We start from the raw sequence: 16,109 nt of genomic DNA, 5'->3' as shown, positions 1-16,109 counted from the left end.
GATAACAGCCCAATTTGGCTTTAATTTGTTGCTGAATATTTACCACTATGGAACAACAGATAATTGCCGATTATAACCAACGCATTGCAGCAGCGCAAGAGCAGGTTAATAAATATAAAAAACTGGTTGATACCTATTCGTTCACCAGGCTGGGCGCATTTTTACTTTTGCTTGTATTGGCCGTAGTGTCTGCCGTTTGGGTTGATTATATAATGCTATCGGTATCTGTATTTGCATTTATTTTAGTGTTTGGCTGGTTAGTATCCAAACAAAACGGGTACGATGCTCAATTGCTGTTTTTTAAAAATTTAAAAATTGTTAACGAGAACGAGGTAAGCAGTATTACGAGTCGGCTAAATATTTATGCTAATGGCGACCAGTACAGCGACGATAAACATTACTACACTGCCGATCTGGATATTTTTGGTCCTTCGTCTTTATTTCAATTAGTTAACCGTTGTGCAACTACGCCGGGCAACAATATGTTGGCGGGGTGGTTTAACGCGCCATCAAAAAAAGAGGTTATCCTGAGCCGGCAAAAAGCCGTTGAAGAATTGGCGGCTAAAAAAGACTGGAAGCTTAACTTGCAGGCATCCCTGTTATTTGCCACCAAGCACGATAAGGAACAACTTAAACGTTTATTTGCCTATCTTAATTTACCCATCGTTATTCCGCACGAAAAGTTGTTGGTAAACTATATTAAAGTAGCGCCAATTGTAATTTTACTAAGTTGTGTGGCTTCGTTTTTTTACCACGATGCCATTTATTTAGCTGTAGTAATTGGTTTGGTAAACGCGCGTATAACTACAGCAAACAATAGTTTGGTAGATAAGGCCGATATTTTAGCGGGCCGCATTGGCAAAGAACTAAGTAATTATGCCGAAGCATTTAAAGTAATAGAGAACGAAAGTTTTACCTCGGCACATAACCAGGCTGTAGCCGATAAAATAACCAACCAGCAAAATGGCGCGGTATCGGCAAATATAAAGGCGCTCTCAAGGCTTATTAACGACCTCAACATTAGGCTCAATTTTATTTTGGCTGCTGTATTTAATGTGTTTTTGCTTTGGAACGTTAGGCAGTTAATTGCTATTGAAAACTGGAAACGTAATAACCACGCCAGCATAGAGGGTGCTTTTGACGGTTTGGCCGAATTTGAAGCCATACTAAGTGTTGCAGGTTTGCATATTAATTACCCGGAATGGTGTTTCCCTCAAATTGCCGACGGCGAGGCTTACACCCTATCGGCAAAAGGTATTGCCCATCCTTTAATCAGCAGCAAAACGCGGGTTGAAAATGATTATGAGTTAGAAGATAGCTTAAACATTGATATTATCACCGGCTCTAACATGGCAGGTAAAAGTACCTTTTTGCGTACTTTGGGTATCAATACTGTACTGGCTTTAAGCGGTGCCCCGGTGTGTGCACAGCGTATGGAGGTTTCGGTAATTACCATTATCAGTTACATGCGAATTAAGGATTCGCTTAACGAGAGTACATCAACCTTTAAAGCCGAACTCGACCGGCTGCAAATGCTGTTGGCCGCTGTAGAGGGCCCCGAAAAAATATTCTTTTTGATTGACGAAATGCTGCGCGGCACCAATTCGGTAGATAAGTATAAGGGATCTAAGGCGGTTATTGAGCAATTGATACACAAAAAAGGCGTAGGCCTTGTTGCCACGCACGATTTACAGATAGCACTTTTAGAGCAAAAGTATCCCCGCTACATTCGCAATTTTTACTTCGATATCCAGGTAATTAATGGCGAGATGATATTCGATTATAAAATGAAACACGGCGAGTGCAAAACCTTCAACGCATCCCTATTGCTGAAACAAATAGGTATTGATGTGGATGCAGAAGATTGAGTTTTCCTTGTTTGATTTTTAACTCATGGACGGGAACGAAATACCTTTAATTTTCCTGAAAAGCTCTACCGCGTAAATATCCGTCATGCCTGATACAAAATCAAGCACGGTTTGTATTTTCGAATAAACATCGGCATTGTGCGTTAAAAACTGTTTGGGGATAAGTGCTATCAGCTTTTCGTGATATTTCGATCTGTTTTCCAGGTAGGCCGGAATAAACTCTTCGAGTAAGCCATTCATAACCTTATAACCCGCAATTTCAATTTGTACAACCGATGCATAGTTGTATATTTTTTTGATTGATACCGCCTCTATCTTTTTTAGTACCGATTGGTAGGGCTCCGCAATAACATCCATCAGCGATTGGTTAAAGGCACCATTCATAATGTTATCCTGTTCTCTGTAAAATATCTCCGAACATTCTTGTATCAGCGTATTGATTGCCCTTGCGCGCATATAGCTTATTTTAGCATCCTCGTCTTCAATATTTGCTAAGTATTTGGGCATGTTTTCACTATTGCACAAGGGCAGCAACAGTTCTTCCACTTCCTGGTACGATAATATACTCAGGCGGTGTGCGTCTTCCAAATCAATCACATTATAGCAAATATCGTCTGCCGCTTCAACAAGGTAAACCAGCGGGTGGCGTTGGTATATTAAGGGCTCATCACTAACCTTCATTAAATTTAATTCGCCCGCTATTTTTTCAAAACCCGCCTGTTCTGATTGGAAGAAGCCGTATTTTTTTTGATTGATAACGCCCTTAATATTACCCGCAACCGCTGCACAAGGGTATTTTGCTATAGAAGCCAGCGTACTGTAAGTTAAGGCATAACTGCCATTACCCCGGCCCGTAAAGGGATGTGTTAATATGCGCAGTGCATTGGCATTACCCTCAAAGTGTGTTAAATCCGCCCATTGTTCGGCCGTTACTTTGTCCTTGTAAATAAGGCCGTCGCCGTCGGTAAAATAGTATGACATTGCCGCCTCGCCCGAGTGGCCAAAGGCGGGGTTGCCCAAATCGTGAGCTAAACATGCGGAGGCAATAATATTGCCCACTTCGCTCATTAAAGGCAGCCGGGTATCAATATCGGGTTCGCTTTCGCGGAGCTTGTTGTAAAATATCCGCCCCAGCGAGCGGCCAACGCTGGCTACCTCTAAACTATGCGTTAACCGGTTATGAACAAATACACTACCCGGAAGCGGAAAAACCTGCGTTTTGTTTTGCAACTTACGAAACGGAGATGAAAAGATTAACCGGTCGTAATCCCGCTGAAATTCCGAGCGGGCATCTGCATAATTGTCGGTATATCTGTCTTCATAGCCCCATCGTTTGGCCGATAAAAGCTTGTCCCATTGCATCGTATTCATATCGGCTCAATATTACCACTATTTCAACATATTTTGGAGGCTAATTTAATTGAATGCGGAGACAGCCGCTCTCGGTGTATAATGCGAAGATTTTGAAGCGGGAATGAATTAAAGGCGTTGACCTGTACGGTTTTGATATGGAGAGAGGATATGGAGGGGTTTCCTCCTTGTTATTTAAGGATCTTCATCTCTCGCCTTTTCAACACCCACACTTTGGAGAGCTATCAGATGTACCATATGTTTTCTATACCCCGTAGGGGTTATAGGTCGGTAGAAAAAAATATCCGGAAAATAATTCGTGCCGGTAGGTACGATATAGACCGATTTTTATATCAAGCTATAAATAGGCCGTTAAGTATTGCACCTGCCGGCGCAAAAAAATCATTGTTTATTGTTTTCTACCAACCTGTTGCACCTACCGGCGCAGTTACTCAGATAAAATGAAAGATGTGGGTTATACGTAGTGCTTCATAGGAGAATAAAAAACGCAATGGTAGCGAATGATACACAGAGAAGCCCAAGTAATTATACTATAGCCACTCCACCTAAGTGCAATAAAAAAATAGCGATGGGCTTTCGCCTATCGCTATCATTCACATTATATATTTAAAAACTATTAAACTTTCTCCAGTTTTTCGCCGGTAACAACGGCTCTAATTTTTCCTTCCAGTTCTTCCATCAATTCGGGGTTATCCAATATTAATTGTTTAACTGCGTCGCGGCCCTGGCCAAGGCGGGTTTCGCCATAGCTAAACCACGAACCTGCTTTTTTAACAACCTCGTATTCAACGCCCAAATCAATAATTTCGCCGGCTTTGGATATACCTTCGCCAAACATAATATCAAACTCGGCTATGCGGAAAGGCGGTGCAACCTTATTTTTCACTATTTTAACCTTAACCCTGTTGCCCGATACCTCGTCGGTATCTTTAATTTGCGATACCCTGCGGATGTCCAAACGTACCGAAGCATAAAACTTTAAGGCGTTACCACCGGTGGTAGTTTCGGGGTTACCAAACATTACACCAATTTTTTCGCGCAGTTGGTTAATAAATATGCAGCAGCATCCGGTTTTGCTAATGGTGCCGGTTAGCTTACGCAAAGCCTGCGACATTAAACGTGCCTGTAAACCCATTTTAGAGTCGCCCATCTCGCCTTCAATTTCACTCTTCGGTACTAATGCCGCAACCGAGTCAATCACGATAATATCAATAGCACCCGAGCGGATTAGGTTATCGGCAATTTCTAAAGCTTGCTCGCCGTTATCTGGCTGAGATATTAAAAGGTTTTCAACATCTACACCTAATTTTTTGGCGTAGTATTTATCAAAAGCATGCTCCGCATCAATAAAGGCAGCAATACCGCCATTTTTTTGGCACTCGGCTATAGCATGTATGGCTAAAGTTGTTTTACCAGATGATTCCGGTCCGTAAATTTCAATTACACGGCCTTTAGGTAAACCGCCAACACCAAGGGCAATATCCAAACCTAACGACCCGGTTGAAATAACTTCTATGGGTTCAATGGCGGTATCGCCCAATTTCATAATGGTACCTTTACCGTATGATTTTTCCAGCTTATCTAAAGTAAGTTGTAATGCTTTTAATTTTTCTACGCTACTCATATTGATATATATTGTGTGGGTGTAAATATACTAACTAAATTAGTAATTACTAATATTTTTGGTAAAATATTTTTTTGTTTGGTAAACTTAGCCATACGGGCCTATCAAATCAAATATCTTTATCCACACTTCGCTTTTTTAGCTCCAGGCTTATTACATCAATTTTACGTTTCTTTTTAGCGGCCTCGGCCTTTTTTATTTGGGCCGCTTCCTGCTTTAACAGGTAGGTTTCGGTGTGGGTGCGCTCGTAATATTTACAAAACCAGGTAAGTGGGCAAACATCGCATTTTGGGCTGCGGGCAACGCATATATAACGGCCATGCAAAATAAGCCAGTGGTGGGCAATAGCTAAAGTATTTTGGGGCAGGTGTTTTATTAATTGCTTTTCTACCGCTAGCGGGGTATTGGCATTGGTTGTTAAGCCAATACGGTTTGATACTCTAAACACGTGTGTATCTACCGCAATGGCAGCAACATCGTAAACTACAGATGCAATAACATTGGCTGTTTTTCGGCCAACGCCCGGCATTTTTTGCAGTTGGTTAATGTCGCTCGGTACTTCGCCGTGAAAAACATCAACCAGCATTTTGGCCATGCCAACCAAATGTTTGGCTTTGTTGTTGGGGTAGCTAACGCTGCGGATGTAGGTAAACACCTCGTCGGGTGTAGAAGCCGCTAATAATTCGGGCGTAGGGAAACGCTCAAATAATGCCGGAGTAACCTGATTGATGCGCTTATCAGTACACTGGGCAGAGAGGATAACAGCAACAAGTAATTGAAACGGATTGGTATAATGTAACTCGGTTTCGGCAACGGGCTGGTTCTTTGCAAAATACTCAACAAAGTGGCGGTAGCGTTCGGGTTTTAACATTTGCAAATATAACAACGGCCACTTTAAAGCAAGCGACGTTGTTATATTAAACTAACGTAAGTTTTGCGAATGATTTAAAATGCTTTGTACTGTATCAAACCGTGGGTTGGTCACCATTAAGTCCAAATCGGCACAAATAGAGTGGTAAAAAGTAGTTTCATCCACTCCAATATTTTCGATGGTGTCTTGCTCATTCATCTTCAAACTGTTAGGTGTTGAATTAATAGTTGTTGTAAAAATTTCGGTCATAAGCGTTTGTGAGATTAAATATAGATTAAAAACGTAGGCTTATGTTAATTATTTCACGGGGCGTATATTTTTTTCATCTAAATTTCATCTTTGTTATTATCAATACCTCAAACAACCTAAACACCCTTACCGGCATTGTAAGCGCATGTTATAAAACGCAAACCCACTTGCTATGTTATACAAAAAGCCAATTTTAATGGTTGTGCCATAAATTGGGCATGTCGGATTTTTTAATAGAAGCATAAACAGGGTGTTTTTTTTGCAGTGTGTTTGCACAGCATTTATCAAGGCTATTTTTCGAGACAGGGGGTTGGAGGCGGTATCGCTTATGCAAAAAAATAGCGATGCTTTAAAGCCATCGCTATTTGTAAAGTAGAATTTGCCCAATTGAGGGCGGAGTATGTAAATACTATTAGTTTTAAGTCAATAGTACTAAGTCTTCAGTCAAGAGTTAGATTATTCTTTTTTGGACTTAAAACTTAAAACTTGTGGCTAAAGACTATCCATCATGATATTAGTTATTGAGCTTAAGGCTGCTTTCTTTACTTTGCAGCATTTTGCGCAAATTATTGAGCGCATAACGCATACGGCCAAGGGCGGTGTTAATGCTTACTTCGGTAATATCGGCAATTTCTTTAAAGCTTAAATCGCCGTAATGGCGCATAATTAATACTTCCTTTTGTTCTGATGGTAAAAGGTGTATCAGTGTTTTTAAATCGCGGTGGGTTTGTTCGCGCACCAGTTTATCTTCAATACTTTCATCATAGCGGCCCAGCACTTCAAAAATATCAAAATCGTCGCCGTTGTTAATTACGGGTGTGCGTTTCTCTCTTCTAAAATGGTCAATCACCAGGTTATGCGCTATGCGTATCACCCAGGGTAAAAATTTACCTTCTTCGTTATAGCGGCCGGCTTTTAGGGTATTAATAACCTTAATAAACGTATCCTGAAAAATATCTTCGGCAAGGTATTCGTCCTTAACCAACAGATAAATAGAAGTATAAATTTTAGCTTGGTAGCGGCGTATCAACTCCTGCAAACCGCTCTCGTCGCCCGCTATGTATAGATGGATCAGATCTTGGTCACTCGTCAATTGGAAATCCATAGAATTCTACTTTATAGTCTTAATTAAATATACGAAATATGTGAAAGTAGAGTTGCTGCTATATGAGAATTGTTTAAGTGAGTAATAAGTTATTCAAATGAAATAATTATTTTGACAATTAGCAAATAATAAAATACAAAATTGTGGTTTTTTAACCAGCTTTAAGCCATATTTTTGCAACGGCTAAACAAATTAAGAACAATGTTCTTATTACACAAATAATTTAGGTTTTTTAACATTTAGATGAAGATAGCAGCAGAGAAGGATTCACAAAAATATATATTGATAAAGGGTGCCCGTGTCCATAATCTTAAAAATATGGACGTCGAAATCCCAAAAAACAAGCTTGTGGTTATTACAGGCATGTCTGGTTCGGGTAAGTCGTCGCTCGCTTTTGATACCTTATATGCCGAAGGGCAACGCCGTTATGTAGAGAGTCTTTCGTCATACGCCCGCCAGTTTTTGGGCCGAATGAACAAGCCCGATGTTGATTATATCCGCGGTATTGCGCCCGCTATTGCCATTGAACAAAAGGTAATTACATCAAACCCGCGCTCAACCGTAGGTACATCAACCGAGATATACGATTATTTAAAACTACTTTTTGCACGTATAGGGCGTACCATCTCGCCAATATCGGGCCACGAAGTAAAAAAAGATACCGTTACCAATGTGGTAAACTTTATAGGTGCTTTACCTAACGATACCACCATTACCGTTTTGTGTCCGCTGCACCCGCATAATAACCGCAGCCTAAAAGAAGAACTTGCTGTGTTAATGCAAAAGGGTTTTGTACGGGTAGAGTACCGTGGAAAGCTGGCGCGTATTGAAAGCATGCTGGAGGATATAGAAGTTGGTAACGAAACTTTAAAAGACGACGAGGAACTTAAAATAGTTATTGACCGGATTAACAAAAACGACGAGGATGAAACTTTAAGCCGCGCTGCTGATAGTGCCCAAACTGCTTTTTTTGAAGGTAAGGGCGATTGCTATGTGCGTTACCAGCAGCCGGATGGCGATACCGAGAAAGAACAATTTTTTTGCGACCGGTTTGAGCTGGACGGTATGCGCTTTGAAGAACCATCGGCCAACTTTTTTAGCTTTAACAACCCTTACGGAGCCTGCAAAAAGTGCGAAGGCTACGGCAAGGTAATTGGTATTGACGAGGATTTGGTTATACCCGATAAAAGCAAAACCATTTACGAAGGAGCCATAGCCCCCTGGCGTGGCGAAAAAATGCGCGAGTGGAACGATAAGTTGGTAAAAGAATCGTTAAAGTTTGATTTTCCAATCCACAGGCAATATAACCAGCTTACCGAAAAGCAACAGCAGCTTTTATGGAAAGGCAACAAGTATTTTAGAGGCCTCGACGAATTTTTTAAGGAACTGGAAGAGCAAACCTATAAAATACAATACCGCGTGTTGCTATCGCGCTATCGCGGAAAAACCAACTGCCCCGAGTGCAAGGGCAGCCGCTTGCGCCAGGATGCATCGTACGTTAAAATTGACGGCAAATCAATAACCGATATTGTTTTGATGCCGTTGGATAAAGCCTTCGAGTTTTTTAGAGATTTAAAGCTGAATGAGCATGATAACACAATTGGCAAGCGTTTACTGGTTGAAATAATAAACCGCCTCAACTTTTTAAACGATGTGGGCTTAGGTTATTTAACCCTAAACCGTTTATCAAACACGCTTTCGGGCGGCGAATCGCAGCGTATTAATTTGGCTACTTCGTTAGGTAGCAGTTTGGTAGGTTCAATTTATGTACTTGACGAGCCCAGCATCGGGCTGCACCCACGCGATACCCAAAAGTTGATAGGTGTTTTAAAGTCGCTGCGCGATGTTGGCAACACGGTAATTATTGTTGAGCATGAGGAGGAAATTATGCAAGCCGCCGATTACCTTATTGATATTGGCCCCGAAGCCGGCACGCACGGGGGCGAACTGATATTTACCGGTACTTATGATGAAATATTAACCGACCAGCACAGCCTCACAGGTAAATACTTGAGCCGCCGCGAAGAAATAGCCATACCCAAACACCGCCGCCCCTGGACGGATTTTATTGAAATTAAAGGTGCCCGCGAAAATAACCTTAAACATGTTGATGCCAAATTCCCCATTGGGGTTTTAACTGTGGTAACGGGCGTATCGGGCTCGGGCAAAACAAGTTTGGTTAAACGCATACTGGCCCCAGCCATACAAAAGGCTTTGGGCAACTACACCGGTGAGCAAACCGGAAGTTACGACAGTATTGAGGGCGATTATAAAAAAATTGAACAGGTTGAAATGGTGGATCAAAACCCTATAGGCCGTTCGTCGCGCTCAAACCCGGTAACTTATGTAAAAGCCTGGGACGAGATACGTAACCTATATGCCAGCCAAACGGCGGCAAAGGCGGCGGGTTTAAAGCCTTCGGCATTTTCGTTTAACGTGGAGGGTGGCCGTTGCGATACCTGCCAGGGCGAAGGCGAGGTAAAGATAGAAATGCAGTTTATGGCCGACATTTTTTTAACCTGCGAAACCTGCGGTGGCAAACGCTTTAAACAGCATGTGCTGGATGTAACCTACAACGAAAAAAATGTTGACGATGTACTGAACATGACCATTGACGAGGCGCTTGAATTTTTTGCCAAAGAAACCAAAATCATCAGCAAAATAAAACCTCTGGTTGATGTGGGTTTGGGTTATGTACATTTGGGCCAGTCGTCAAATACATTATCAGGTGGCGAGGCGCAGCGTATTAAGCTGGCATCCTTCCTGGTAAAGGGCAACAACGCCAATAAAACACTGTTTATTTTTGATGAGCCTACTACAGGCTTGCACTTTCACGATATTAAAAAGCTCCTCAAATCGTTTGATGCCCTGCTTGAGCACGGCAACACCATTATTGTTATAGAACACAATATGGACGTAATTAAATGCGCCGACTGGGTGATAGATATTGGCCCCGAAGGCGGCAACAACGGCGGCAAGGTTGTTTTTGAAGGCGTGCCCGAAAATTTAATCAAAGAAAAAAAATCGTATACCGGGAAATATTTGAAAGAGCGGTTTTAGCCCCACCCAACCCTCCCCGGAAGGGAGAAGCCCCATCCAACCCTCCCCGGTAGGGAGGGCTTAAAAGAATAATCGCAAATTAAAAGTCTTAAAAGTCTCCCCTACCGGGGGAGATTTAGAGGGGGCTTTACAGGGGGCTTTTGAAGCGGCTTTTTGAAGAGCCTTTTTGTATATTAGCCGTGTATGAAAGCACTTTACTTATACCTCATCCTCCTAAGCACACTCGCTTTCACATCCTGCAACAGCAACAAAAACACCGACGGCAAAACCATTTTCAACATGAACATGGAAGACGGCCTAACCTCGCTCGATCCGGCTTTTGCGCGTAACCAGTTTGCCTTGTGGATGGATAACCAGCTATACGATGGCCTGGTGCAAATTGATGATAGCCTGCACATGAAACCCTGCATCGCAAAAAGCTGGGATATTGCGGCAAAGGGAACGCTGTACACCTTCCATTTGCGTAACGATGTTTATTTTCAGGATGCTCCGCAGTTTGTAAATGGCGTTGGCCGCAAAGCCACCGCGGCAGATGTGGTATACAGTCTGAGTCGGTTGATAGACCCTAAAGTGGCATCATCAGGCTCGTGGATATTTAGTGATAAGGTTAAAGATAAAAACTCCTTTGTGGCGGTTAATGATACCACTTTCCAGATACAGTTAAAATTTGCTTTCCCGCCGCTTATCAGTTTACTTACGGCGCAATACTGCTCAATAGTGCCGCACGAAGTGGTTGATTTTTACGGTAAAGATTTTAGGAGCCACCCGGTTGGCACCGGTCCGTTTAAATTTAAGTATTGGAAAGAAGGGGAGGTGCTGGTGTTGCTTAAAAACGAAAAATATTGGGAAAAGGATACCGATGGTTCGCGCCTACCGCATTTGGATGCCGTGCGGGCAACCTTTATTAACGATAAGCAAACGGCCTTTATGGAGTTTATTAAAAAAAAGCTTGATTTTTTTAATGACATTGACGGCAGTTACCGCGATGATATTTTAACAAAATCGGGCGAGATAACTACCAAATACAAGGGTAAGTTTCAGTTTAACAGCCGTCCTTATTTAAATACCGAATACGTGGGTATGCTGGTTGATACTAATTTGCCCATTGTAAAAGCATCGCCGTTAAGGTTTAAAAAAGTAAGGCAGGCCATTAATTATGCCATTGATAAAAAAACTATGATTAAGTACCTGCGCAACAGCGTAGGCACACCGGGCTACCAGGGCTTTATCCCGAAAGGGATGCCCGGCTTTGACGACAAAGCTGTAAAAGGCTATACGTATGATCCCGAAAGGGCAAAGAAACTGTTAGCCGAAGCCGGCTACCCTGGCGGAACAAACTTGCCCGAAATTTTGATTAGTGCCACCACTACCACCCGTAACCTGATTGAGTTTATACAAGGCGAATTAAACAAGGTAGGCATACGCAGCCGCGTTGAAATTACACAGCGTGCTAGTTTGCGCGAACTCATATCAAAAAATGGTGTCAACTTTTTTCGTGGTACCTGGATTGCCGATTATCCGGATGGGGAAAATTACCTGTCGGTATTTTATTCGAAAAACAAAATACCTTTCGGGCCAAATTATACAGGTTTTAACAATAAACAGTTTGATGCCTTGTTCGAGAAATCGTACACGGTGGTAAACGATGCAGAGCGTTTTAAACTATACCAGCAAATGGATCACATAGTAATGGAAGAAGCACCTGTTGTAGTGTTATACTACGATAAACTGGTTAACCTGTACCAAAACAACATAACCGGCTACAGCAAAAACTCGCAAAACTTATTGGTGCTGAAACGGGTTAGGAAGTTGTGATATGTGATAAGGAATGAACCACATCATTAAATCTGCACCGTTAGGTGCAATAGCTCGGTAGAAAACAAAGAGCGATCGTTTTTTTGCGCCGTTAGGCGCAATACTTAACAGACTATTTATAGCTCTATATAAAAAACGGTCTGTATCGTACCTATCGGCACGAACTTATTTCCGGATATTTTTTCTACCGACCTGTAACCCCTCCGGGGTATAGAACATGACATACCTGATAGTTCTCAAAAGTGCGGGTATTGAAAAGCAAAAGATGCAGATTAGTTAGTATAAACCTGAGTTCGATTAATAAATGAGATAATATTTGTCAATCAAAGGAAATGTAAGTATATTTAAGTATCTGACATTCAAATATTTAAATACATTTCCAGATGATTGACTACGATAAAATTACTGATATTTTTTGTATTGTTGACGAGTTTTGCAAGGACTTTGATGCCACTACCCAGCCATTCCTGTTAGGTAAGCCATCTAAACGCCCTCCAACCATGTCTAAAAGCGAGATCATATCCATTTGTATGCTTTTTCATTTAAGTGGCTTCCGGTGTTTTAAACACTTCTATATCTTCTATCTGCAAAGGCACATGCAGCGTGAGTTTCCTAACACCGTATCCTACAACCGCTTTGTAGAACTTAGCCAAAGTGTGCTGATGCCCATGTCTATCTTTCTCAAAACCTGCTGCTTAGGCTTATGTACTGGCATTTCGTTCGTTGATTCTACACCGATAAGGGTATGCCATACCAAACGGATTAAAAGAAATAAGGTATTTAAAGGCATTGCCGAAGTAGGCAAATCAACCATGGGCTGGTTTTATGGCTTTAAGCTCCATATCGTCCTTAGCGACAAGGGTGAAATACTCAACTTCGCTATTACACAGGCCAACGTAGATGACCGGGAACCACTTAAAAACGAAGCTTTCCTGAAAGCTGTTTTTGGCAAACTGTTTGCCGACAAAGGCTATATATCAGAAAAACTGACCAAAATATTGTTTGTTGGTGATATACACCTCATAACCAATATCCGTAACAATATGAAAAACAGCCTGATGACCATGAACGACAAAATCATGCTCCGCAAGAGATCGGTCATAGAGACTGTTAATGATGAACTCAAAAACATCTGCCAGGTCGAACATGCAAGACACCGCTCTTTTACTAACTTTATCACTAATATCGTATCCGGATTGATCGCTTACTCATTTCTCCCTAAAAAACCTTCCATATCCTACCAACAAAATCGATCTAATCAAATTCTTGCTTTCTGATTAATCGAACTCAGGTTATAAATGAAAAAATCCTTTACAAACGGCTGGTTTTCTGTATACCTGCCGCTTGTAAAGGATTTTCATCACTGTGGTTGAAATAACAACCTTTATGGCTAATTACCGGCCTGGGCCGCTTGAGGAGTCACCTTGTTTTAAGTCGTCGTTGTTAACGCCTTTCTTTTTCTTTTGCGTCGGATCGTTCTGATCTGCAAATTTTACCTTGCCAAACGCATAGCTAAATGATATACCGAAAGAACGGAAAGGGAACTGGGTGTTGCTAAACTGTGTATAACCCGCACCTTTTAAGTTGGTATTGAAGGCTTTGTTTTCCCAAAACGGATCGAAAGTGTTTAAGCCAAGGCTTGCCTTTTTATCCCAGAACTCTTTTTTAACACCAATTATCCATAAGCTGAATGATGGGGTGGTACCCTGTATAGTACGTTTAGGAGAGTTCAATATAATGAATGATTCGGCAGCCCAACCACCTTTTAAATTTACCGACTGGCCCAAAAACGCATTGTAATTTATATACGTTCCGTTTTGCGATGCATCAATAATATAACCGCCCTGTGGGTTTGGGTTATAGGTATAGGCATTGATGCTACCGCGTATAGTTAAAATTTTAATGGGATTAATTGAACCAAAAAAGCTTGCGCCGAACGAATTGTTATGGCCAATGTTTTGATAAGTGGTTATCGTTCCGCTTGTGGATGTACTACCACTAACATTGGTGAAGGGAACGGCAATACCCTCTATTAAGTTGCTGGTGTATTTGTAATATGCCGAAATGTTAATTACCGAAGCACCGATATAGGTAGAGTAATTTAACTCGGTATATTGCGAAATTTCGGGTTGCAGTTGCGGGTTACCCTCTGTTATTGCGGTAGGGTTAGTTTCGTTTCTGTACGGATTTAAAAAAGTTAAACTTGGGCGTTGTATACGCTTGGTGTAAGTTAATTTATAGGTTGAGTTTTTTATGGTTTTAGATAAGGCCAGCGTTGGTATAAAAACGTTATAGCTGTTATCAAACGATGTTAAACCACTTACTGCACTGTAGGGGTCGCCATGTATTTGGGTATTCTCCAAACGTGAGCCTACCTGTAATGCATAGCTTTTAGGCAACGTGAATGTTAGTACAGTATAGCCCGAGTAAATATTTTGATTGTAAGTATAATTGTTTGAAAGCCCGCTGTTGTAAGTAAAACTGGCTGGGTCAACATCCAGATCGGTAGATGAACCTGTATAGCTGTCGTATACGCTGCTTAATCTGCGGAAGATACTTTTACCACCTGCCTCAATTTTAAATTTATCGTTAACAGGTAGGGTATAATCAGCCTGAAGCGTGTATTCATTGTTAACGCCGTTATTTACCGATCGTAAATCGTTTATCGTAGTTGTTGTGTATACCGATGTTGAATTAAAATCGGTTATGCCATGGCTCCATTCGCCGGCAATATCTATCTGGTGACCTTCCTTTTTAAACTTGCGGATATAATCGTTATTCCAGTCGAAACCACCAAATGTAGTTTTGCTGTTTGATCTTGATAAATAATCTATCAAACTTTTAACTGCAGGTTGGGCTGCTGTGCTTGCTGTAGCCGCCTTGGCAGGAACATCAATGCTTCTTTCGGCGTCCGAATTTCCATCAGCCTTAAAACCACCCTGGTTAAGTGCTATGTTTGAGTTAAAGCTGTTATAGCTATTAAAATCGTAACTTAATGCTCCCGAACCCCTGTAGCCATACCTGCTTATTCTGCTCGAGCTGGTTGCATGAGTGTAATTGGTAGCATCAAAATCGGTACCCGAAACGGTGTGGCTGGTTTGTGGCCAGGTAAAGTTACCGCCAAAATTGCCGGTTATGCTTAAACGGTTTTGATTGATGTTTAAGTTGGCGTTACCATTGTTTTGCCTTGTACCTACGCCACCGCTAACCGAGCCGCTTACGCCCGATACGTTTTTAGATTTGGTTACGATATTCAATATACCAGCCGAACCTTCGGCGTCGTACTTTGCAGATGGGGAAGTAATTACTTCCACACTTTTAATCTGGTCTGCCGGGATAGATTTTAATACGTCGGCCAGGTTGTTGGCCATAGCACCCGATGGTTTTCCGTTAATTAAAACCTTCACATTTTGGTCGCCGCGTAAGGCTACGTTGCCGTTAATATCAACAGATACTAAAGGTACTTTACGCATCACGTCGGTAGCGTTACCACCTTGCAGGGTAATATCCTTTTCGGCGTTAAATACTATTTTATCAATTTTGGTTTCTATAACGGCGGCAGTGCCTGTAATTTGCACGGTATTTAATGTGCTTGCCACGGCGGCTACATTAATGATGCCCATGTTAAAATCGGGTTTTTCGGGCGTGGTGGTCACCGGGTCTACGGTTTTGGTACGGTAGGTAGGGAACGAGATCACTATTTTCCATTTACCGTTTTTAACTTCGTTTAATTTAAAGTTACCTTTTTCGTCGGTTAAAACACCGTTGTTGGGCACCTTGCCTCCGCTGCGGTATATGGCTACCGAGGCAAACTCCAACGGTTTATGAGTAGCCGAATCAAGTACGGTACCCGATATACGGCCAACAACGCCGGTGGCACCCCCAATTTGGGCCTTAACCGATGCCGTGATAAACAGTATAGCTATAAGTGTAAAAAATTGTTTCATTTTTATTGTTTTGATATTAGAGGCAAAAGTAATTCAAATGTTACTACAAGGCGCATAATTTTTTGCCATTATAGAATTGTTACATTGTTTTATTTAAAAGAATGCTAAACGGAGCGCACACTTATACGTAAGTATAAAAGCGGTGTTTTAACCACAGGATTGGCACAAAGAGGAAAACACAAAGGTTCACAGAGCCTTT

Annotated in this window: 10 protein-coding genes; 4 read left to right on the top strand and 6 right to left on the bottom strand. The window is 41.6% G+C overall.

The window, feature by feature from the left end; genetic code table 11:
* Positions 1 to 47 precede the first annotated feature (47 nt).
* A complete protein-coding gene (locus tag BDD43_RS01555; protein WP_121195932.1) occupies positions 48 to 1,868 on the top strand; it encodes a MutS-related protein in 1,821 nt (606 codons plus the stop codon).
* Between the two features lie 18 nt (positions 1,869 to 1,886).
* Here the strand turns inward: BDD43_RS01555 and BDD43_RS01550 are convergent, their stop codons facing one another.
* The 5 genes from BDD43_RS01550 to BDD43_RS01520 all read right to left on the bottom strand — a co-directional run bounded on the left by BDD43_RS01550 (position 1,887) and on the right by BDD43_RS01520 (position 7,088).
* The gene (locus tag BDD43_RS01550) at positions 1,887 to 3,230 is read right to left on the bottom strand and encodes a deoxyguanosinetriphosphate triphosphohydrolase (protein ID WP_162847200.1); all 1,344 of its coding nucleotides are present in this window, start codon (positions 3,228 to 3,230) and stop codon (positions 1,887 to 1,889) included.
* Positions 3,231 to 3,855: 625 nt separating this feature from the next.
* Positions 3,856 to 4,863, bottom strand: coding sequence for a recombinase RecA (recA, locus tag BDD43_RS01540; RefSeq protein ID WP_121195928.1), 1,008 nt, complete (start codon positions 4,861 to 4,863; stop codon positions 3,856 to 3,858).
* 109 nt (positions 4,864 to 4,972) lie between these two features.
* Positions 4,973 to 5,734, bottom strand: a complete 762-nt coding sequence (nth, locus tag BDD43_RS01535; protein WP_121195926.1) for an endonuclease III — start codon at positions 5,732 to 5,734, stop codon at positions 4,973 to 4,975.
* 51 nt (positions 5,735 to 5,785) lie between these two features.
* Positions 5,786 to 5,983, bottom strand: a complete 198-nt coding sequence (locus BDD43_RS01530; RefSeq protein ID WP_121195924.1) for a hypothetical protein — start codon at positions 5,981 to 5,983, stop codon at positions 5,786 to 5,788.
* Positions 5,984 to 6,497: 514 nt separating this feature from the next.
* Complete coding sequence (locus BDD43_RS01520; RefSeq protein ID WP_121195922.1) at positions 6,498 to 7,088, bottom strand: RNA polymerase sigma factor; 591 nt, start codon at positions 7,086 to 7,088, stop codon at positions 6,498 to 6,500.
* 243 nt (positions 7,089 to 7,331) lie between these two features.
* Between BDD43_RS01520 and uvrA the strand changes: the two genes are divergently transcribed.
* The 3 genes from uvrA (at position 7,332) to BDD43_RS01505 (ending at position 13,240) form a co-directional block, all read left to right on the top strand.
* Positions 7,332 to 10,148 (top strand): excinuclease ABC subunit UvrA, encoded by a 2,817-nt coding sequence (gene uvrA, locus BDD43_RS01515; RefSeq protein WP_121195921.1) that lies wholly within the window; start codon positions 7,332 to 7,334, stop codon positions 10,146 to 10,148.
* 183 nt (positions 10,149 to 10,331) lie between these two features.
* Positions 10,332 to 11,963 (top strand): ABC transporter substrate-binding protein, encoded by a 1,632-nt coding sequence (locus BDD43_RS01510; protein ID WP_121195919.1) that lies wholly within the window; start codon positions 10,332 to 10,334, stop codon positions 11,961 to 11,963.
* A 383-nt stretch (positions 11,964 to 12,346) separates the two neighbouring features.
* The gene (locus BDD43_RS01505) at positions 12,347 to 13,240 is read left to right on the top strand and encodes an IS982 family transposase (RefSeq protein ID WP_121195917.1); all 894 of its coding nucleotides are present in this window, start codon (positions 12,347 to 12,349) and stop codon (positions 13,238 to 13,240) included.
* A 117-nt stretch (positions 13,241 to 13,357) separates the two neighbouring features.
* Here BDD43_RS01505 and BDD43_RS01500 read toward each other — a convergent pair whose 3' ends face one another.
* Complete coding sequence (locus BDD43_RS01500) at positions 13,358 to 15,910, bottom strand: outer membrane beta-barrel family protein (RefSeq protein ID WP_121195916.1); 2,553 nt, start codon at positions 15,908 to 15,910, stop codon at positions 13,358 to 13,360.
* Positions 15,911 to 16,109: the final 199 nt, after the last annotated feature.

Source organism: Mucilaginibacter gracilis (assembly GCF_003633615.1).
Classification (GTDB): Bacteria; Bacteroidota; Bacteroidia; order Sphingobacteriales; family Sphingobacteriaceae; genus Mucilaginibacter; species Mucilaginibacter gracilis.
This window is presented reverse-complemented; position numbering and strand designations above follow the sequence as displayed.